Consider the following 20998-nt stretch of genomic DNA (forward strand, 5'->3'; position numbering starts at 1 on the left):
AGAAACATGGACAATACTATACGAAAACAAATACAGGACGCTTTACCACACTATCAGACTAAACAAATTCATGCAGTGATCGACTTACTTGAAGCAGGGAATACGATCCCATTTATCGCACGTTATCGCAAAGAGCAAACGCAAGCGTTAGATGAGGTGGCAATCAAAGAGATTTCAGACACTGCTACGCATACGCTCGCACTAGCAAAACGAAAAACAGATATTCTTCATCGAATAATGGAACTAGAAAAGTTGACACCAAGTTTGCAAAAAGCGATCGAAGAAACAACACAGCTAAACCGTTTAGAAGAGCTTTATCAGCCATATAAACAAAAACGACGCACAAAAGCGATGATCGCCAAAGAAAATGGGTTATTGCCGTTGGCTCAATGGATCCAAACCTATCCTAAAACCGGAGACCTTTTAAAACAATCCGCACACTATTGCAATGAACAAGTATTGACGCCCGAAGATGCTCTTCAAGGTGCACAAGATATTATCGCAGAATCGATAAATGAAAAAATCCATCTAAAAAAATGGATTAGAGAGCATATATGGCGTTTTGGCAAATTGGCAACGAAATTAAAAAAACAAGCAGAAGATGAAGAAGAAACTTACCGTATGTATTATGAATACGAAGAGAAACTCACCACGATTGTGCCACACCGAGTATTAGCTATGAATCGTGGGGAAAAAGCAGGGATTTTAAGTGTAAAATTACTAGTAGACGATACAAAGATTAAAGAGTTTTTATATCGAAATTGTTGTCCAACGACTACGATTGCAAAAGAAATTCTGTATCAAAGTGTTGATCAAGCGTATAAAAAAGCGATTTTCCCAGCAATTGAACGAGAAATTCGTAACGAGTTAACTGAAAAAGCCGATGCACAAGCCATTCATATCTTTGGCGAAAATTTACGCAACTTATTATTGCAATCGCCATTAAAAAATCAAATCATTTTAGGTTTAGATCCAGCCTATCGCACAGGATGTAAATTAGCTATCATCGATCAAACGGGATCTGTCTTGCATATCGATGTCATTTATCCGCATCCACCTGCTTCTGAAGCTCAACGAAAACAAAGTAAACAAGTATTTAAAGACTTACTTATGCGTTATAACGTGAACATGGTCGCCATTGGAAATGGAACGGCCAGTCGTGAATCGGAGCAGTTTGTCGCCGATTGTGTAAACGAGTGTGATCGAACGATTTATTTTACCATCGTGAGTGAAGCAGGAGCGTCGATTTATTCAGCAAGTGACGTAGCAAGAAAAGAATTTCCTGACTTGACCGTAGAAAAACGAAGCGCCATCAGTATCGCACGACGCTTGCAAGATCCATTAGCAGAACTTGTAAAAATCGATCCTCAATCTGTTGGAGTTGGACAGTATCAACACGATGTTTCTCAGACGAAATTAAAATCAGAATTGGAATTTGTGGTCGAAACCGTAGTAAACCAAGTAGGAGTGGATGTGAATACAGCAAGTGCAGAATTGTTGGTTCATATTGCAGGGTTGACGAAAACTACTGCAGAAAATATTGTCGCCTATCGAATGGAAAATGGTCCTTTTAAACAGCGTAAAGAGTTAGAAAAAGTACCGCGTTTAGGACCAAAAGCATTTGAGCAAGCGATTGGCTTTTTGCGTATTTTTGATAGTCTTGAACCATTAGATCAGACTGCGATCCATCCAGAAAGTTATCCATTGGCAGAAGAAATTTTATCTGTATTGCGTCTGGATAAGCGTAATTTAGGAGAAAAACCAGTCCATTCTCTTTTATCTGAACAAGAGGTTTTACAAGCGATCGATCAAAGTACGATATTATCTGCGTTGACACTACATGATCTTTATACGCAATTGCTTCATCCACGTGCAGATATTCGTGAAAAAATGCCAAAACCAATTCTAAGGCAAGATGTATTGACCATCAAAGATGTCTCTGATGGAATGCAGTTAACAGGAACCGTACGAAATGTAGTCGACTTTGGCGCATTTGTGGATATTGGATTAAAACAAGACGGGCTAGTTCATGTTTCAAAAATGAGTACAAAATTTGTAAAAAATGCGACCACTTTAGTATCTGTAGGTGATATTGTTACAGTATGGGTCGAGGCGATCGATTTAGCTAGACAACGCGTTAGTTTAACGATGATCGATCCAAAACATTTTGCTACAAAAGCCAAAAACTCATAAGAAACAAGAAAAACTAATTGCTATTTTGGAGGGATTGTAAGATAATAGGCAACGGTTCGAAAAGTTTTAGAATCAATTGAATGATAGGTAGAAAAGAGGAAATGAACCATGAAAGAACAAGACTCATTGTATCATTTTGTAGGAATCAAAGGTTCTGGTATGAGCTCTTTGGCTTTAGTTCTACATGAAAAAGGCTATCACGTACAAGGTTCAGACGTAGCCACTTATTTTTTCACACAACGCGATTTAGAGAAAGCAAATATTCCATTAATGGTCTTTAATAAAGAAAATATCCAACCCAATATGACTGTAATTGCAGGAAATGCCTTTCCAGATACACACGAAGAACTGGTACAAGCAAAAGAATTAGGCTTGGAAATTGTCCGTTATCATGATTTCATCGGACAATTTATTCAAAATTTTACAAGTATTGCAGTCACTGGCGCACACGGAAAAACAAGCACTACCGGGATGTTGGCACATGTATTCACCGGCATCAAACCAACGAGTTATTTAATTGGAGATGGTACGGGTCATGGACAACCGGATGCTGAATTTTTTGCATTTGAAGCGTGCGAATATCGCCGCCACTTTTTAGCGTATTCACCAGACTACGCCATTATGACCAATATCGATTTCGATCATCCAGATTACTATAAGAGTATCGATGATGTGTTTTCTGCTTTCCAAACAATGGCTAGTCAAGTTAAAAAAGCGATTCTCGCTTATGGTGATGACGCGTATTTAAGAAAATTAGAAGCAGATGTTCCGATTTATTATTATGGGTTAAATGATGATGACGATATTCAAGCAAAAAACATCGAGCGTACGACGACTGGTTCCGAATTTGATGTCTTTTTTAATGACACATTCATTGGACATTTTGTGATTCCAGCATTCGGTGCTCACAATATCAATAATGCTTTAGGTGTGATTGCTGCAGCCTATCTAGAAAAACTAGATATGAACTTAGTAGCAAAAGAACTGTTGAGTTTTGCAGGTGTAAAACGTCGCTTTACAGAAAAGAAAGTAGCCGATATGACGATCGTTGACGATTATGCACATCATCCAGCTGAAATTATTGCAACAATTGATGGCGCGCGTCAAAAATATCCAGATAAAGAAATTATCGCAGTGTTCCAACCACATACATTTACTCGGACCATTGCATTGATGGATGAATTTGCTGAGGCATTGGATTTAGCCGACCACGTATACTTATGTGATATCTTTGGATCTGCTCGTGAGACACAAGGTGAAGTGAAGATCGAAGACTTAGGAGATAAAATTACTAAAGGTGGTCAAGTGATCACGGAAGAAAATGTTTCGCCTTTGTTAAACTATGAAGATGCGGTGATTATTTTTATGGGTGCAGGTGATGTTCAAAAATTTGAACATGCTTATGAAGAACTCTTAAGCAAAACAACGCGTAGTGTGTTATAACTAAACAAAGATTTTATCTGATTTAGATAAAATCTTTGTTTTTTCTTTTTTATAAGCGATCGAACTTGCACTTTTTGTGGGTTTTGATAAAATTAAGAAAAATAGAAGTTGGAGGAGTATGTTTTGAATATAGGGAAACCGAGAAAAATTGGAAAGACGATTGATGAAATCGAAGAAGGTGATTCGTTATCTTTAACAGAATCGATTGAAGACAATCAATTATTATTATATTTAGGACTAACAAATGATGCAAATCCTTTATATATCCAGCATGATTATGCACAAAAAACGTCGTATGAACGTCCAATCGTTCCCTCGATTATGCTTATGGGGATTATTACAAGTGCTGTATCAAAGCATTTACCTGGAGCAGGCTCTCATGTTGTCAATTTTTCGGTCAATTTTATTGAACCTGTGTATCACTATGAAACCTTAACCTTTGATTTTGAAGTCATCAAAGTCGATAAAATGAAAGATGTGGTGACGATTTCTGTTGAAGCGATCAATGCAGAAAAAGATCGAGTACTAGATGCCGTAGTGATGGTTCAGCCACCACTTCTTACACAAGAAAGCGAGGATATACATGAATAATACGTATACAGAAACAACGGGTTTAAATCGTTTTTATGGAAAAGTTTACGGCTTTTTCGCAATGGGATTGAGTATTAGCGCATTAGCTGCGTATTTATCGATTAATGTATTTCAAGAACAAATGATGCAATTTGTCCGTAACTTTCCATTAGGGATTACGGGGATTTGGTTGATCGAATTGGTTTTAGTTGTCGTAATGAGTGCGAAAGCTGCCAAAAATCCTGCCTTAACCTTAGCTGGTTTTATCGTCTACTCTTTATTAAATGGGATTACACTTTCTGTAACACTGATGATGTTTACAGCATCGAATGTGACAATCGCCTTTGTGACAGCAGCGGCTACATTTTTTGCGATGTCGGCTTACGGGATCATGACCAAGCGTGATTTAAGTAAAATTGGTCAAATTGGGATCGGGTTATTAATTGGTGTAATCATCGCGACACTGATTAATCTGTTTGTAGGAAGCCCTGCAATCACATATTTCTTATCCTATGTGACTGTTGTGATCTTTATGGGACTTACAGCTTACGACAATCAACAAATCCGTAAATTATACTATGCTGCTAATGGACAAGATCTAACTGGATTAGCTGCATTTATGGCCTTACAACTTTACTTAGATTTCATCAATCTATTTTTATCTTTATTACAAATTTTTTCACGAGATTAAAAAGAAGCGTACGCGCTTCTTTTTTTTATGGCGAATTCATCGCAATCGAACGATTTTTTTGCTAAAATAGACCAGATAGAAGACTTGAAGGAGAGAGCACATGACAAAAAATAAATTATTACTAGTTGATGGCAACAGCGTAGCCTTTCGAGCGTTCTTTGCGTTACATCAATCACTAGAACGCTTCAAAAATAGTAATGGATTACATACCAATGCGCTCTATGCGTTTCATAATATGTTTACGAACGTAATGGATAAAGAACAACCAACACACGTCTTAGTTGCCTTTGATGCTGGGAAAACGACTTTTCGTAATGAATGGTATGAAGAGTATAAAGGTGGGCGAGCAAAAACGCCAAGCGAGTTCAAAGAACAAATGCCCTACCTACGTGAATTGATTGCAGCATTAGGTGTAAAACATTATGAGTTATCTAATTATGAAGCAGATGATATTATCGGCACGTTAGCGAAATCAGTCGATCCTAACGAATTTGATGTAGTCGTGCTCACAGGTGATCGTGACTTGACGCAACTGGCAAGTGATCATATACGAGTCGACATCACTGTAAAAGGTGTCAGCGAAATCGAATCGTACACACCTGCGTTTATTGCGGAGAAATATAACGGACTAACGCCAAATCAAATCATCGATATGAAAGGATTAGCTGGCGATGCTTCAGATAATATTCCTGGTGTCACCAAAATTGGTGAGAAAACTGCGATTAAATTATTAACGCAATTTGGAAGTGTGGAAGGAATCTATGATCACCTTGATGAATTGAAAAAAAGCAAAATGAAGGAAAATCTGATTGCAGATCATGAACAAGCACTCTTATCCAAACGTTTAGCTACGATCGATACGGATGCGCCTGTTGCGGTTTCAATCGAAGATCTAATTTATACGGGTAAAGATTTTGATGCCTTGATTGCGTTCTATCAAGAAATGAATTTTCAATCTTTCTTAGAAAAACTCGCTGTTCCTGATGATATCAAAAAAATGGACGATATTTTATTTGAGTATGTTGAAGAAGCGACTGCAGAAATGTTTGGCGACAAAGGGGCACTTTATGTGGAAATGTTAGAAGACAACTATCATACCAGCGATATCGTAGGGGTCGCTTGGAGTTGCCAAGAAAAAACGTATGTCACAGATCAAGTAAGTATTTTTGACAATCCTTACTTTAAAGCTTGGTTAGCCGATGATAAAATCGAAAAACGAGTATTTGATGCCAAACGAACAACAGTTGCCTTAACGCGCTATGACCAACAAGTAAATGGGATTCGGTTTGATTTATTGCTTGCAGCATATTTACTCGATACAAACGATTCATCCAATGATATCGCGACAATCGCTTCACATTATGGCTATCATCAAGTTCAAACAGATGAACAAGTCTACGGAAAAGGAGCGAAAAAAGGCTTACCAGAAGATCTAGAAGCTTTTTATGCTCATTTAGCACGTAAAGTTCAAACTATCGAATATTTGCAACCGAATTTACTCGAAGAACTACATGCTAAGAATCAACTTGAATTGTTTCAAACGATCGAGTTACCGTTAGCGTTTATTTTAGCCGAAATGGAGATGACAGGGATCTCTGTCGATACCTCTCGTTTAATCGATATGCGTACGGAATTTGCAGAACGTTTACATGCCATCGAAGAAAAGATCTTCGAACAAGCTGGAGAACGCTTCAATTTAAACTCACCAAAACAATTAGGTGTGATTTTATTTGAAAAAATGGAGTTACCTGTCATAAAAAAAACCAAAACAGGGTATTCAACAGCTGTCGATGTATTGGAACAACTACGAGAACAAGCCCCGATTGTAGACGATATTTTGATTTATCGTCAGATCGCCAAAATTCAATCAACATATGTAGAAGGACTACTTCGCATGATTCAACAAGATGGAAAAGTCCATACACGTTACATTCAAACTCTGACACAAACTGGACGATTAAGCTCGGTTGATCCTAATTTGCAAAATATTCCGATTCGTTTGGAAGAAGGACGTAAAATCCGTCAAGCATTTGTCCCAAGACAAAAAGACTGGGTCATTTATTCTTCCGATTACTCTCAAATTGAATTACGTGTACTAGCCGATATGTCTCACGATGAGCATTTACAACAAGCGTTTATCGACAAGCAAGATATTCATACGAGTACCGCCATGCGCGTATTTGGAGTAAGCGAGTCTGAAGTAACCAGCAATATGCGGCGCGATGCGAAAGCTGTAAACTTTGGGATCGTTTATGGTATTTCCGATTATGGACTCTCACAGAATCTAGGGATCACAAGAAAAGCTGCTCAAAATTATATTGATACGTATTTTGAACGTTATCCTGGTGTGAAGACGTATATGGAAGAAATCGTAACAAAAGCCAAACAACAAGGGTTTGTCGAAACACTGTATCATCGCCGTCGCTATTTACCAGATTTGGCATCACGAAACTATAATATTCGCTCATTTGCAGAACGGACTGCAATTAATACACCGATTCAAGGAAGTGCAGCAGATATTTTAAAAATTGCGATGATTCAATTGGCCAAACGATTAAAAGAAGAAAAATTAGAAGCTACGATGCTGTTACAAGTCCATGATGAACTTGTATTTGAAGTTCCAGAACAAGAAGTATTGCGTTTAGATGCATTAGTCAAAGAAGTCATGAATCATGCTGTTTCTTTAGCTGTCCCGTTAGTTAGCGATAGTAGTTGGGGAAATACATGGTACGACGCAAAGTGAGGAGAGTTTATGCCAGAATTACCAGAAGTTGAAACCGTTCGTCGCGGGTTGATTCAATTAGTCAAACAAAAGACGATCGAACATGTTGATGTATATTGGCCTAAAATTATTGAACGACCAGATATCCCAGAGTTTAAAGCCGATTTAATAGGTGAAACGATTTTAGATGTTCATCGCCGTGGAAAATATTTAGTATTTATTTTCGATAGTTTTGAAATGGTGTCTCATTTACGAATGGAAGGAAAATACGATTACTTTTCTGAAATGACTGCGCCAAATAAGCATACGCATGTCGTCTTTACATTTAATGACCACAGTCAGTTGCATTATCAAGACGTACGTAAATTTGGGCGGATGGCCTTATTGCCTAAAGGAGAAGCGAAATGGTATAAAGGAATCCAAAAATTAGGACCTGAGCCTGTACTACCCGATTTTTCACTTACTGCATTTGCCACCCGTTTAAAAAAAGTAAACAAAGCCATCAAGCCGGCCTTACTTGATCAAACGATTGTAACCGGCCTTGGGAATATTTATGTCGATGAAGCATTGTGGCGTGCAAAAATCCATCCTGAAACAAGTGGGGCAACGCTAACACCAGAAGAAGTCAGCACTTTACATGAAGCGATCATCCATGTATTAAGCGCCGCAGTCGAAGCTGGAGGTACCACGATTCGAACGTATCAAAATGCTTTAGGAGAAGCTGGGACTTTTCAAACTTCGCTTTATGTTTACGGGCAACAAGGAAAACCTTGTGTCCGCTGTGGAACAACGATCATAAAATGTAAAGTCGCACAACGCGGAACCCATTTGTGTCCGCAATGTCAAGTTAAGAAAGAAGGAATTTGATGACAGTGGTCTTAGGCATTACCGGTGGCATCGCTTGTGGAAAATCAACAGTCGTTAGCTATTTAGCTAACCAAACGATTCCAGTAATCGACGGAGATCTCATCGCACGCCAAGTGGTTGAACCAGAACAAGAAGGATTGCTTACATTATGTGAGACGTTCGGTCCGGAGATCTTACTTGAAACAGGACAGTTAAATCGTGCGTTTTTAGGCGATTTAGTATTTTCTGATTCGATAAAACGACAACAAATGAATGCGATACTAGGCCCAATCATCCGAAAGGAAATCTTAGCACAGATCAAGCGATATCAAGAACAGCAAACACCACTGATTCTAGTAGATATTCCGTTGCTATATGAATCCGGCTATGAAACTTATATGTCTAAAGTTTTAGTGGTATGGGTATCTGAAACCACACAAGTTGAACGTTTGATGAAGCGAAACCAACTCAGTCAAACGGACGCTTTAGCACGAATTCACAGCCAGTGGCCGTTAGATGTAAAACGTGCGCGTGCAGACTTTGTCATTGACAATAATGGCACAATCGAACAAACATATCGACAATTGGATGCGCTAATGCTTCAGTTATCTGATTTAATCAAAAAAAATTAAAGAAAACTCTAGTCTGACTAGAGTTTTTTATTTTGAATAGTGGGAGTCAGAAATGATTTCATGTTATAATAAAGCCACTATTTCAGATACATATTGTAAATGCGAGGTGAGAAGAATGCACTGTCCGAAATGTCAACATCAAAATTCAAAAGTAATCGATAGTCGCCAAGCAGATGATGGCCGCGCGATTCGTCGCCGTCGTGAATGTGAACATTGTGGATTTCGATTCACAACCTTTGAACGAATCGAAGAGACACCACTTCTTGTGATCAAAAAAAATGGCGATCGTGAAGAATTTAATCGCGAAAAAATATTAAGAGGATTGATTCGTTCCGCTGAAAAACGTCCAGTTGCGATGGAACAAATGGAAGAAATCGTCAGTCGAGTCGAATCGAGAGTTCGTCAATTAGGTGAAAAAGAAGTCTCTACCACTCAAATCGGTGAATTTGTCATGGAGGATCTGGTTAAATTAGACGAGATCTCCTATATTCGATTTGCTAGTGTGTATCGTCAATTTAAAGACATGTCTGTCTTTTTAAAAGAGTTACAAGACATCGTTGATAAAGCAAATCATCAGTCTTAAGGAATAGGAGTAGTGATATGGCATCAATTGCCCCAAATACACTGTATCAAGTCAGATACGCACGTACGTTGACCTCTGTTGAAAAAGAAGCATTGGTCACCTTATATCAACCGATTATCGGTGCTGATGCATTGGCCTTGTATTTTATTTTTCTAGGGGATGGCCAAACCAGTAAGGAGCACACTCATTTAGATTTACTGCACTTATTACCGATTGGACTGACAAAATTACTGGATGCACGTAAAAAATTAGAAGGTATCGGACTGTTGGCGGTATTTGAAAAAGAAACAGACGCATTTGGTTTAGTTTATGGCTATGAGTTACGGTTGCCCTTAACACCAGAACACTTTTTTTCTGATACCACCTATAGTTTTTTATTGGAGAGTGTTATTGGTGAACGTCGTTTCCAAGAGCTATTGACACGGTATACCCCTAAAACCATTCATTGGGATGGGTTTACTGAAATTACACAAAAATTCGCAGATATCTACCGCTTTGATCTGACACGGTATGGTCAAAATATGGAAAAATTTGAGACGATTTCAACTCATTTTCCATCTGAAAAAACAAAATTAACGGTAGATCAGACCTTAGATTTTGCTTTTTTAGCCTTTCATGCGCATAAAAAGCAAATTTCAAAAGAGAATTTTACACCTGAATTTAACCAACAATTGGCCTTGTTACATCAGTTATATGGCTATGATGAGTTAGAATTGGTCGAATTTATGACTCAAATCGTTTCGTTAAGCGATGGCATGGTGAAGATAAATGAATTAAAAAAAGTTATTCAAGCACGTAATGCACAAACACAAAAAATAGATAAATCTAAACAAAACCAACCACTAGACGAGGCAAAACGAATCGAAGCGTTAAAACAATCTGGTTTTTCTGATACGGATATCTTAGTCATACAAGAAAGCGAAGCCTATCCTCCATATGATTACTTTTCTGCTATCAAACGTGAAAAGAAAAGTTATATTTCAAAACTGGAAGAATGGTTAGTTCGAGAATTGGTTGAACGAAGCAGGCTAAACAATAGTGTCATCAATATTTTATTGCATTATGTCTTGGTTGTGAAAAACAATAGTACATTACCTCAAAAATTAGTTGAAAAATTAGCTGCGGATTGGTCAGAAAAAGAAGTTAAACGTCCAGAAGAAGCGGTCCAACTGGTACGGAAATTAGATAAAGAAAGTAAATTAGCCAAGGAAGCTCGAGAAAATACGCCTTCACGGTATGCGAAGCCAACAAAAACGGAAGTCGTTCCTAAATGGCTTGAACAGCAAGAAAAAGAAAAAACATCCCCTAAAAAACAGACGGAAACGACGACAGCTCAGCAAGAAGAATTAGATGCGCGTCTTGCTGCCTATCTTAAACGTAAAGAAGGTGAAACATAATGGAAGATTTAGGGAAAAGTATGCAACGTAAGATGGATCAAAACAATTATCGTGCGCGCTATCAAGAGATGATGCAAGAAGTCTTACAAAATGAAGAAGTCAAACAATTTCTTGAGGATCATCAACAAGAACTGACGCAACAAGATATTCAAAAAAGTTTTGCCAAATTATATGAGTTTGTACAAGAAAAACAAAAATTTTTGACTGATGATAAAAATATGATCGCACCCGGGTATGAACCTAAATTAACGATGAATTTTCATTTTATCGATGTAACGTATGTGCCGACGACAGCTCTACTAGAAAAAGAACATCAGCAAGAAGTAAAAGCGAGAATCCATACCTTGCACATGCCAAAAGACATCCAAGACGCTTCGATCGAACACTATGAGCGAACTACTGGTAGAAGTCAAGCTTGGTTAGGTGCAGTCGATTTTATTGAATCGTATCTGGCTGATCCGAAAGCCTTTCATAAAGGATTATATCTTGTTGGTCCTTTTGGTGTAGGGAAAACGTATTTATTAGGCGCGATCGCACGTGAATTAGCAGAAGCTGGAAAGCAGACCACGCTCGTGCATTTCCCGACGTTTGCATCAGATATGAAGCAAGCAATTGGAAAAGATCAAGTTGGCGAAAAACTAGACGCAGTGAAACGAACGCCCATTCTTATGATTGATGATATTGGCGCAGATTCGATGAGTAGTTGGATTCGTGATGAGGTCTTTGGGATTATCTTACAGCACCGAATGCAAGAACAACTGCCAACATTCTTTTCGTCTAATTTTTCTGTTGAAGAATTAGAAGCCCATCTCACTGTTTCACAGCGTGGCGATGTTGAACCCTTAAAATCAAAACGAATCATGGAACGGATCCGTTATTTAGTAAAAGAAATCGAAGTCACGGGACCAAATCGTCGTTTAGGCGAACAGTAGGAAAATTTAGGAGTGAAGTGTCAGTGAATGAACACCTATTATCAAAACGATTAGAACAAGTTGGAAAATTTGTTCCCCAAAACGCACGCTTAGCCGATATAGGCTCGGATCATGCTTATTTACCAGTTGCATTGATGTTGCAACATCAAATCACGTATGCCATCGCTGGTGAAGTCGTGAAAGGGCCATATCAATCAGCAAAGCGACAAGTACAAAAAAATGGACTGTCGCATCAAATCGATGTGCGTTTAGCCGATGGATTAGAAGCCATTACTTTGGCAGATACTATCGAGGCCATTACGATTGCCGGAATGGGCGGTACGTTGATTCGCTCGATTTTAGAAAATGGAAAACAAAAAAATCGCTTGTCGCACCAAGAACGCTTGATTTTACAACCAAACATCGGAGAAAGATCCCTTAGAGAGTGGTTGATGCAAAATCGATACGAGATCATAGACGAAACGATTTTGGAAGAAAATCAAAAAATATATGAGATTATTGTTGCACAACCAGTCAAAGAAGTCATGTCCTATACGCAACAAGAGTTGTTGTTTGGGCCTATTTTACGTCAACATCCAAGTGAGATTCTGTGTCGAAAATGGGAACGTGAAGCAACACAGCGCCAATATGTCTTAACACAGCTTCAACAAGCCAGTGTGCTAAATCAAAGCAAGTATGATGCTACAAAACAAGAATTAGAATGGATTCAAGAGGAGTTGACGAGATGGTCTTAGGCACAACGTTCATGCAACGATTTGAAGAATATTGTCCTCAATGGTTAGCAGAAGAACGAGATCCAGTTGGGTTACAGATCGGAACGTTACATAAAGAAATCAAACGGGTGATGATGACGCTTGATGTACGGCCAGAAGTCGTAGCTGAAGCGATCGCAAAAAAAGTTGATCTAGTGATCGCAAAACATCCACCTATTTTTCGTGCCATTCAAACCTTAACAGCAGATGATCCGCAAACAAAAATGTATTTAGATTTAGCCAAGCATGATATTGCAGTCTATGCAGCCCATACCAATATGGACATCATCGACGATGGATTAAATGATTGGTTTTGTGAGGATCTGGAGATTTTAAATACTAGATATTTGACTGAAACGCATCGTCTTTCTCGCTCATTGATTACATGTCACATTCCAATTGTGCAACAAGCTCACCTAATCGCTAAGCTAACGACACGTTTTTATGATCTTGCTGGAAAAATTCAGATCAGTCAAGACGAACATTTTATGACTCTTTTAGTCTTAACCAACCAAGTATCGACAATCGTGAACTGGTTAGTTAAAGAAGAGATTTGTAGTGAGCAAGTGGATATCAAGGAAAGTACGGATGAGGTAACTTTTGGGATCGGTCGTGTGGGAACGTTAGCGACACCCAAAACACTCACTGAATTTTCAACACAAGTCAAAGAAGCTTTTGATCTAGATGGCTTACGTATCGTCCCTGTGTGTCCAGAACGGATGATTGAAACTGTTGCGATATGCGGCGGAAGCGGTGGGAGTTTATACCCTAAAGCTGTAGCAGCAAAAGCGGATGTCTATATTACAGGAGATATCTACTACCATACGGCTCACGATATGCAAGCGCATGGACTAGCCGCAATCGATCCTGGTCATCATATTGAAGAGCGATGTATTTTGACATTTGTAGAGAAAATGGTAGAGTGGAAGCAAGTAGAAGGATGGGATCTTGAGATTATCGGGTCCACTACCAATACGAATCCATTTTATTTTAACTAATATTAACCAAAAGGTAGGCGTTTTTATATGTATGAAAATTTAGTTCCACGATTTATCCGCTACGTGAAGACAGAAACACGTTCTGACGCAAAAAGTACGACAACTCCTTCAACACCGACTCAAATTGCATTTGCAAAAGAGTTAAAACAAGAGTTAGAGACATTAGGTATGTCAGATGTTCATTATAACGAAAAAAATGGATTTGTGATTGCGACATTACCTGCAAATACAGCAAAAAACGTGCGTTCAATTGGATTCATCGCCCATATGGATACTGCTGATTTTAATGCGGTAAACGTTACTCCTCAATTTGTAGAAAACTATGACGGTCAATCTACAATTGCACTAGACGCAGAAGGAAAATATACGTTAAACGTTAAAGACTTTCCTAATTTAGCCAATTATAAGGGGCAAACGTTGATCACAACAGACGGTTCTACATTACTTGGATCAGATGATAAATCTGGAATCGCAGAAATCATGACGGCAATGGAATATTTGCTTGCTCATCCTGAAATCGAGCATGGAGATGTAAAAGTCGCTTTTGGTCCCGATGAAGAAATTGGTGTCGGTGCCGATAAATTTGATGTGACTGATTTTGCGGTAGATTTTGCTTATACGATGGACGGTGGACCTGTTGGCGAATTGCAGTATGAAACATTTAATGCTGCACAAGCAGACGTGACGATCTTAGGAAAAAATGTACACCCAGGTACTGCAAAAGACACGATGATCAATGCATTACAAGTAGGAATCGATTACCATAACGAATTACCTCTAGACGAAGTCCCTGAAAAAACAGATGGCGCGCAAGGGTTTTATCATTTAATGGCCTTTGAAGGAACAACTGAAGAGGCAAAATTAAGTTATATCATTCGTGACCATGATCGTGAACGTTTTGAAGAACGTAAAGAAATGATGCTGCGGATCAAAGAAAAATTAAACCAACGTTTTGACCAAGAACGTGTCATCGTGAATGTGTTTGATCAATATTACAATATGAAAGAAATCATTGAAAAAGACATGTCGATCGTCACTCTTGCAAAAGAAGCAATGATCCAACTTGGCATCGAGCCAATTATTGAACCTGTACGTGGGGGAACAGATGGTTCTAAAATTTCATATCTTGGAATCCCAACACCTAATATTTTTGCTGGTGGTGAAAATATGCACGGGCGATTCGAGTTCGTGGCTGTCGAAAGTATGGAAAAAGCAACAGACGTGATTGTTAAAATTATCGAAAATAACGCAAAATAAGCAAAAAAAGAAGAAACTGAGTTGATGGTTTCTTCTTTTTTTCTAAATAAGATCTAAAGGAAGTTACGATTATGGAAAATGTACTAATTTTATACAATGATTCCTCAGGCAGTAATGAAGGGGAGACAATCGCAACAAAACTTTGTACCTATCTAAAAACAGAACAACCTGAATGGGACGTGTGGACACATGTATCCAACGCAGAAACAAAAGCCGATACTTTACGTCAATTTGCGCACGAACATGCCATTTCACGCTTAGTATTTATTGGAGGCGATGGCACGATTCATCATTTGGTCAATACATTTAGACAAGAGATGGACAACTACACGATTGGCATTATTCCAGGAGGTACGGTGAATAACTTCGCTCGCTCCTTAAACTTGCCTCTAAAACAAGAAGCTGCTTTTGAAGTGATCGCACAGGGTCGTCCAAAAGGCGTCGATTATGGTGTGATCAATGATAAAGACGTGATTATTTCAACTTTAACGATCGGATTACTTGCCGATACAGCAGCGCGCGTAAGCCAAAAAGAAAAACAGACGTATGGGCCATTGGCATTTATGAAGCGATTTTTTAAACTGTTACGCAAAAAGAAACGCTATCCACTAGTATTTGACTCAAAAGAAAAAAAATGGAGTGGAAAATCATCGCTTGTGACGATTACAATGACGAATTCTGCAGGAGGCTATGTTCATTTTGATGAATCAGCTTCACCTGACGACGGTCAGATGCACATTACGATTTTAGATCGGCTAAATTTTTATCAGACTTTACGATTATTGCCAAAAATTATTTTAGGGAAATTATCTGAAATCGAATCTGTTGAGTATTTTTCAACGGATCATGTGACGATTACTTCTACGAAAAAACAAGTCCGGACACGTACCGATGGTGATCCTACAGATGATCTACCCGTGACGTTACATGTCGTTAAACAAGGCATGCAAGTACTCGTCAAACAAGAGTCTTCACTATGATATTGACTAGTTATTTACTTGTGCTGAATCTTTGGTTATTTTTCCTCATGGGATATGATAAAGCACAAGCCAAAAAACACAAATTTCGTATACGTGAACGCACTTTACTCCTTATTGGACTGTTCGGTGGCGGTCTAGGTGGTTTAGTCGGCCAAACGGTATTTCATCATAAGACGAAAAAGCCACGCTTTTTTGTCAGTTATATATTTGGGGTTCTTGTGATCCTAGGACTTTATTGGATCAGAAAGGAGTACCAATGAAAAAAAACAGGCTAAAGCTAGGCGCAAATCTTGTATTTTTATGTCTAATTATTGGAATTTTATTTTTTTTAGTACGTCAATCCTTTGCATCGATCGTAACAGAATTACTTCACACAACTCTTTTTTTAGTGCTTGCCTTGCTTCTTTTCGGAACAGGGTACCAACTCATCGAAGGCTATTTGATTAAACGAATTGTTCAGCGTCCAGACTTTTCATTTTGGAATGGAGTATGTACAAGTATCTATGTGGCCTTTTATCGAGTGGTTACATTTGGTGCGGGAACGTTTATTTCGGAAGTTGCATTTTATCACAAAAAAACGATTGCCTATTCAGAAAGTGTTGGTCTCGCGATGTTTCGTTTGATGCTGTATAAAGTGACACTAGTCGTCTATGCTTTACTCGCTTTGCTCTTTTTTGGACCGACTTTATATCAAAGCAACCAAAAAGCATTTTGGTTTGTTTTACTAGGATGTGTCGTGACGTGCGGTATTGTCGGGATTTTACTGGCATTAACATTTAGCGTACGTATTCAACACTTTAATACGACACTCGTTAAAACACTCATTAAAAAGCCAAAATGGATCAAAAAAATCAATGAGTTTAATGATCAAGTCGATGCGCTGCGTCAAACGATTAAAGATTTATTATTAAAGCCACGCGTATTTGCTCAACTGTTGTTGATCAGTGTACTTAAATTATCGTGTTGGTATATTATTCCAGCTATCTATTTAGTGTTTAATCCAAGCGATCTTACTTATTCTTATGCAGTTGCAGCGATTGCTTTTTCAGTTGTATTAGCGGGTGTTTTACCCGCTCCGGCAGGAATTGGTTCATTTGAATTTGTTTATTTATTTATGTTTCAACCACTACTAGGTACAGTAGCGACCGCTTCTTCACTTGTTTTATATCGCTTTGCGACATACGTTCTCCCTTTTTTATTAGGAGCAGGTTACGTGTTTTGGGATAAAAAACAAACGTTAACAAAAGAATTTCAGACCATGCGAAATGAATAATTAAAAGCCCTCTATCGAGTTTGTAGAGGGCTTTTAAAAGTGAAAGCATTTCGTAAGACTAGGTTATGGTTATTTTCTTAAGAAAATGTAAAATTGTAGAGAGAAGATCAGATACTCGTTTGACCTTTACTGACCAATTTGATATAGTAAGCTTGTAAGAAAAAATGTATCGTAGACGATGGGAGGAATACATATATGGAAATTGAAAAAATGACCACAACCTTACAAAGTGCTTTAGCTGAAGCACAACAAATCGCGGTGACCCGTCATCATCAAGAAATTGACATCGCGCACCTTTGGAAGATTTTTTTACAACCAAATCATTTTGCACGTAACCTATATAAAGATGCGGGGCTTGATGTTGATTCATTCGAACGCGAAATCGACCGTGAATTAGATAAATTACCTGTCATTGAAGGCAGCCAAGTCGCTTATGGACAATCCATGAGTCAAAACTTATTTCATTTATTTACAGAAGCCGATCATATCCGTGCTTCATTTGAAGATGAATACTTAGCAACTGAAGTCGTTGTACTTGCCTTGATGACGATGAAACATTACGCTTTGACGAGCTATTTAACCAAACAAGGACTAACTCAAAAACAACTAAAAGAGTTGATTTTGACAATGCGAGGTGGAGAAAAAGTGACATCACAAAATCAAGAAGAAACCTATAAAGCACTAGAAAAATATGGTGTAGATTTAATTGAACAAGTAAAAAACGGAAAAATGGATCCCATTATCGGACGTGATGAAGAAATCCGTGACGTGATCCGCATTTTATCACGTAAAACGAAAAACAATCCAGTTTTGATCGGAGAACCTGGTGTCGGAAAAACTGCGATCGTAGAAGGATTAGCACAACGGATCGTACGTAAAGATGTCCCAGAAAATTTAAAAAACAAAACGATTTTTTCATTAGATATGGGCGCACTAATTGCCGGAGCAAAATTTAGAGGCGAGTTTGAAGAGCGCTTAAAAGCAGTGTTACAAGAAGTGAAAAAGTCTGATGGACAAATCATTCTCTTTATCGATGAGATCCATACGATTGTTGGAGCAGGAAAAACTGAAGGCAGTATGGATGCAGGAAACTTGTTGAAACCAATGCTTGCGCGTGGTGAATTACACACAATTGGTGCGACGACATTAGATGAATACCGTCAATATATGGAAAAAGACAAAGCACTAGAACGTCGCTTCCAAAAAGTATTGGTCAAAGAGCCAACTGTTGAAGACACGATTTCGATTTTACGTGGCTTAAAAGAACGTTTTGAGATCCATCATGGTGTGAATATTCACGACAATGCGCTAGTTGCAGCAGCGACTTTATCTGATCGTTATATTACTGATCGTTTCTTACCAGATAAAGCCATTGATTTGGTCGATGAAGCGTGTGCTACAATTCGGGTAGAAATGAATTCAATGCCGACAGAATTAGACCAAGTGACACGCCGTTTGATGCAATTAGAAATTGAAGAAGCAGCGTTGAAAAAAGAAAAAGATGATGCGTCTAAAAAACGATTGACGTCATTACAAGAAGAATTGGCGAATTTGCGTGAAGAAGCCAATACGATGAAAATGCAATGGGAAACTGAAAAAGAAGAAGTGAATGCGATCTCGACAAAACGTGCCGAAATTGATCGTGCACGTCATGAATTAGAAGACGCTGAAAATAATTATGACCTAGAACGTGCAGCGGTCTTGCGTCATGGTACCATCCCACAATTAGAACAAGAATTAAAAGCGTTAGAAGCCAAAAACCAACAAGAGCTTTCTCGAATGGTTCAAGAATCTGTAACAGATAATGAAATCGCGACTGTCGTTGGACGAATGACCGGTATTCCAGTTACAAAACTTGTTGAAGGTGAACGCGAAAAATTAATGAAGTTAAATGAAATTCTACATGTTCGGGTAATTGGACAAGATGAAGCTGTCGATGCCGTAAGCGATGCTGTGTTACGTTCACGTGCAGGCTTACAAGATCCAAACCGTCCACTAGGTTCATTCTTATTCTTAGGACCTACAGGGGTTGGGAAAACCGAGCTTGCCAAAGCTTTAGCTGAAAACTTATTTGATTCTGAAGACCATATGGTACGAATCGATATGAGTGAATACATGGAAAAACATGCTGTCTCTCGTTTAGTTGGAGCCCCTCCAGGCTATGTTGGCTATGAAGAAGGTGGACAACTGACAGAAGCTGTCCGACGTAACCCATATACAATCGTGCTACTAGATGAAATCGAAAAAGCACATCCAGATGTCTTTAATATCTTATTGCAAGTATTAGACGATGGACGCCTAACAGATTCTAAAGGGCGCGTCGTTGATTTCAAAAATACCGTAATGATCATGACCAGTAATATCGGGTCTCAATTTTTACTAGATGGTGTAACGTCAGAAGGTGTTATTCCAGAAGATATCAAAGAACAAGTGCTTACGATGTTGCGCGGAAGCTTTAAACCTGAATTTTTAAATCGAATCGATGATACTATTTTATTTACTCCATTGAGTTTAGATAACGTAGTGGGTATCGTAGATAAATTAGTAGCGCAAGTCACAAAACGATTAGAACACCAAGAAATCTACTTACATTTAAGTGAAGAGGCAAAACGCTGGATTGCAACGCAAGCGTATGAACCAGCTTATGGCGCACGACCATTGAAACGATTTATTACCAAAGAAGTAGAGACACCACTAGCAAAAGAAATCATTTCAGGGCGTGTGACACCAAAAACAAACGTCACGATCGAATTATTAGAAGGACATTTAGTTTTTGAGAATACACCGATTGAAGATGAAGTAAAGCGTATCATCCAGTAAAATAATTGGTCTTCTGTCAAAAAGCATGATATACTAAATGTGCGAAATGAGATAAGCGTTCTATGAGTAACATAAAAGCCACCCCTATTGCGAGTAGGGGTGGCTTTTTTTGCACCAGTTGCGATTCTGGCGTATGAGTTAGCCAAGCAACTTGCTAGTTATCGTCTTTCTCGTCTAACCAATGAGAAACTAGTTGAATGACTAGCCCAACAAAAAGTGGTGCGATAACCAATGAGATAAGATCTTTCATGAGTAACACCCCCAATTGGGGCAAGCTGCCATTTATGAGTATAACATAGAAACGATGTAGGAAATCAACCGAGCTTAAATCCTTTCAAGGAATCAATGATCTCATCATCTGTGATCCCAATATAGCGCTTGGTGATTTCTTGAGAGCTATGATTAAAGATCATCATTAATGTGGCGATATCGTGTGTTTTTTTGTAAAAGTGGTAACCGAATGTTTTACGTAATGTATGTGTTCCAATATCATCGCGACCTAATTTTTCTGCGATCTCGCTATACAATTGATAGACCCGTTTTTCACTCAGATGTCGTCCTTGTTGACGGCTAGGAAATAACCAATCTTCTGCTGCCATTTCTTTAGTGTATTCTTCAAATTCATCGCGTAAACTTTCAATAAAGATCGCTTTTTTCTTTCCTGTCTTTTTTTCAATAATTGCAGGTTTTTTGACGTGGCGAATATCTCCGACTTTTAAAGATACGATATCGGATATTCTTAGGCCATTGTTAATCCCAAATAAAAATAAAAAGACATCTCGTTTTGCATTTGGGGTTCTTCGTAACCAAAATTGAAAATCTTGAATCTCTTCAGCAGATCGTAGCGGCTCTACTTTATATTTCATAAAATTGTCTCCTCTAGCTAGAATATTCTGACATATCTTTTTT

At 38.4% G+C, this 20998-nt stretch carries 19 protein-coding genes; 17 read left to right on the forward strand and 2 right to left on the reverse strand.

Annotated features, from left to right (window positions below; genetic code table 11):
• The first annotated feature begins 6 nt into the window (after positions 1-6).
• From I573_RS08035 to clpB, 17 genes are all read left to right on the forward strand, one after another.
• Positions 7-2193, forward strand: a complete 2187-nt coding sequence (locus tag I573_RS08035) for a Tex family protein (protein WP_016185516.1) — start codon at positions 7-9, stop codon at positions 2191-2193.
• Between the two features lie 108 nt (positions 2194-2301).
• Complete coding sequence (gene murC / locus I573_RS08040; RefSeq protein ID WP_016185515.1) at positions 2302-3636, forward strand: UDP-N-acetylmuramate--L-alanine ligase; 1335 nt, start codon at positions 2302-2304, stop codon at positions 3634-3636.
• Between the two features lie 123 nt (positions 3637-3759).
• Positions 3760-4227, forward strand: coding sequence for a MaoC family dehydratase (locus tag I573_RS08045; protein ID WP_016185514.1), 468 nt, complete (start codon positions 3760-3762; stop codon positions 4225-4227).
• The gene (locus tag I573_RS08050; RefSeq protein WP_016185513.1) at positions 4220-4897 is read left to right on the forward strand and encodes a Bax inhibitor-1/YccA family protein; all 678 of its coding nucleotides are present in this window, start codon (positions 4220-4222) and stop codon (positions 4895-4897) included. Before I573_RS08045 ends, I573_RS08050 begins: the two co-directional genes overlap by 8 nt.
• 100 nt (positions 4898-4997) lie before the next feature.
• Complete coding sequence (gene polA, locus I573_RS08055; protein WP_016185512.1) at positions 4998-7640, forward strand: DNA polymerase I; 2643 nt, start codon at positions 4998-5000, stop codon at positions 7638-7640.
• Positions 7641-7649: 9 nt separating this feature from the next.
• Positions 7650-8486 (forward strand): DNA-formamidopyrimidine glycosylase, encoded by an 837-nt coding sequence (gene mutM / locus I573_RS08060; protein ID WP_016185511.1) that lies wholly within the window; start codon positions 7650-7652, stop codon positions 8484-8486.
• A complete protein-coding gene (gene coaE / locus I573_RS08065) occupies positions 8486-9097 on the forward strand; it encodes a dephospho-CoA kinase (RefSeq protein ID WP_016185510.1) in 612 nt (203 codons plus the stop codon). The genes mutM and coaE overlap by 1 nt, the downstream gene beginning before the upstream one ends.
• Positions 9098-9212: 115 nt before the next feature.
• Positions 9213-9680, forward strand: coding sequence for a transcriptional regulator NrdR (gene nrdR, locus I573_RS08070; protein ID WP_016185509.1), 468 nt, complete (start codon positions 9213-9215; stop codon positions 9678-9680).
• Positions 9681-9697: 17 nt separating this feature from the next.
• Positions 9698-11077, forward strand: coding sequence for a DnaD domain protein (locus I573_RS08075; protein ID WP_016185508.1), 1380 nt, complete (start codon positions 9698-9700; stop codon positions 11075-11077).
• Positions 11077-12009 carry a primosomal protein DnaI gene (gene dnaI, locus I573_RS08080; RefSeq protein ID WP_016185507.1) on the forward strand — a complete coding sequence of 311 codons (933 nt, stop codon included), beginning with the start codon at positions 11077-11079 and terminating at the stop codon, positions 12007-12009. Before I573_RS08075 ends, dnaI begins: the two co-directional genes overlap by 1 nt.
• A gap of 23 nt (positions 12010-12032) precedes the next feature.
• Entirely contained in the window at positions 12033-12743 is a 711-nt protein-coding gene (locus I573_RS08085; protein ID WP_016185506.1) for a tRNA (adenine(22)-N(1))-methyltransferase, read from the forward strand.
• Positions 12734-13759, forward strand: coding sequence for a Nif3-like dinuclear metal center hexameric protein (locus I573_RS08090; protein ID WP_016185505.1), 1026 nt, complete (start codon positions 12734-12736; stop codon positions 13757-13759). Before I573_RS08085 ends, I573_RS08090 begins: the two co-directional genes overlap by 10 nt.
• 27 nt (positions 13760-13786) lie before the next feature.
• Positions 13787-15016 (forward strand): peptidase T, encoded by a 1230-nt coding sequence (pepT, locus tag I573_RS08095; protein ID WP_016185504.1) that lies wholly within the window; start codon positions 13787-13789, stop codon positions 15014-15016.
• A gap of 71 nt (positions 15017-15087) precedes the next feature.
• Positions 15088-15996 carry a diacylglycerol/lipid kinase family protein gene (locus I573_RS08100; protein ID WP_016185503.1) on the forward strand — a complete coding sequence of 303 codons (909 nt, stop codon included), beginning with the start codon at positions 15088-15090 and terminating at the stop codon, positions 15994-15996.
• Positions 15993-16256 (forward strand): DUF1294 domain-containing protein, encoded by a 264-nt coding sequence (locus I573_RS08105; RefSeq protein WP_016185502.1) that lies wholly within the window; start codon positions 15993-15995, stop codon positions 16254-16256. Before I573_RS08100 ends, I573_RS08105 begins: the two co-directional genes overlap by 4 nt.
• Entirely contained in the window at positions 16253-17269 is a 1017-nt protein-coding gene (locus I573_RS08110) for a lysylphosphatidylglycerol synthase transmembrane domain-containing protein (protein WP_016185501.1), read from the forward strand. The genes I573_RS08105 and I573_RS08110 overlap by 4 nt, the downstream gene beginning before the upstream one ends.
• 195 nt (positions 17270-17464) lie before the next feature.
• Positions 17465-20089, forward strand: a complete 2625-nt coding sequence (gene clpB / locus I573_RS08115; protein WP_016185500.1) for an ATP-dependent chaperone ClpB — start codon at positions 17465-17467, stop codon at positions 20087-20089.
• 154 nt (positions 20090-20243) lie between these two features.
• Here clpB and I573_RS11470 read toward each other — a convergent pair whose 3' ends face one another.
• Both I573_RS11470 and I573_RS08120 read right to left on the reverse strand, forming a co-directional pair.
• Positions 20244-20339: a type I toxin-antitoxin system Fst family toxin gene (locus tag I573_RS11470; RefSeq protein ID WP_155855541.1), complete on the reverse strand. Its 96-nt coding sequence runs from the start codon at positions 20337-20339 to the stop codon at positions 20244-20246.
• Between the two features lie 64 nt (positions 20340-20403).
• On the reverse strand, positions 20404-20955 hold the full coding sequence (locus I573_RS08120) for a tyrosine-type recombinase/integrase (protein WP_016185499.1): 552 nt from the start codon (positions 20953-20955) through the stop codon (positions 20404-20406).
• Positions 20956-20998: the final 43 nt, after the last annotated feature.

Source organism: Enterococcus sulfureus ATCC 49903 (assembly GCF_000407605.1).
In the GTDB taxonomy this organism is placed as follows: domain Bacteria; phylum Bacillota; class Bacilli; order Lactobacillales; family Enterococcaceae; genus Enterococcus_G; species Enterococcus_G sulfureus.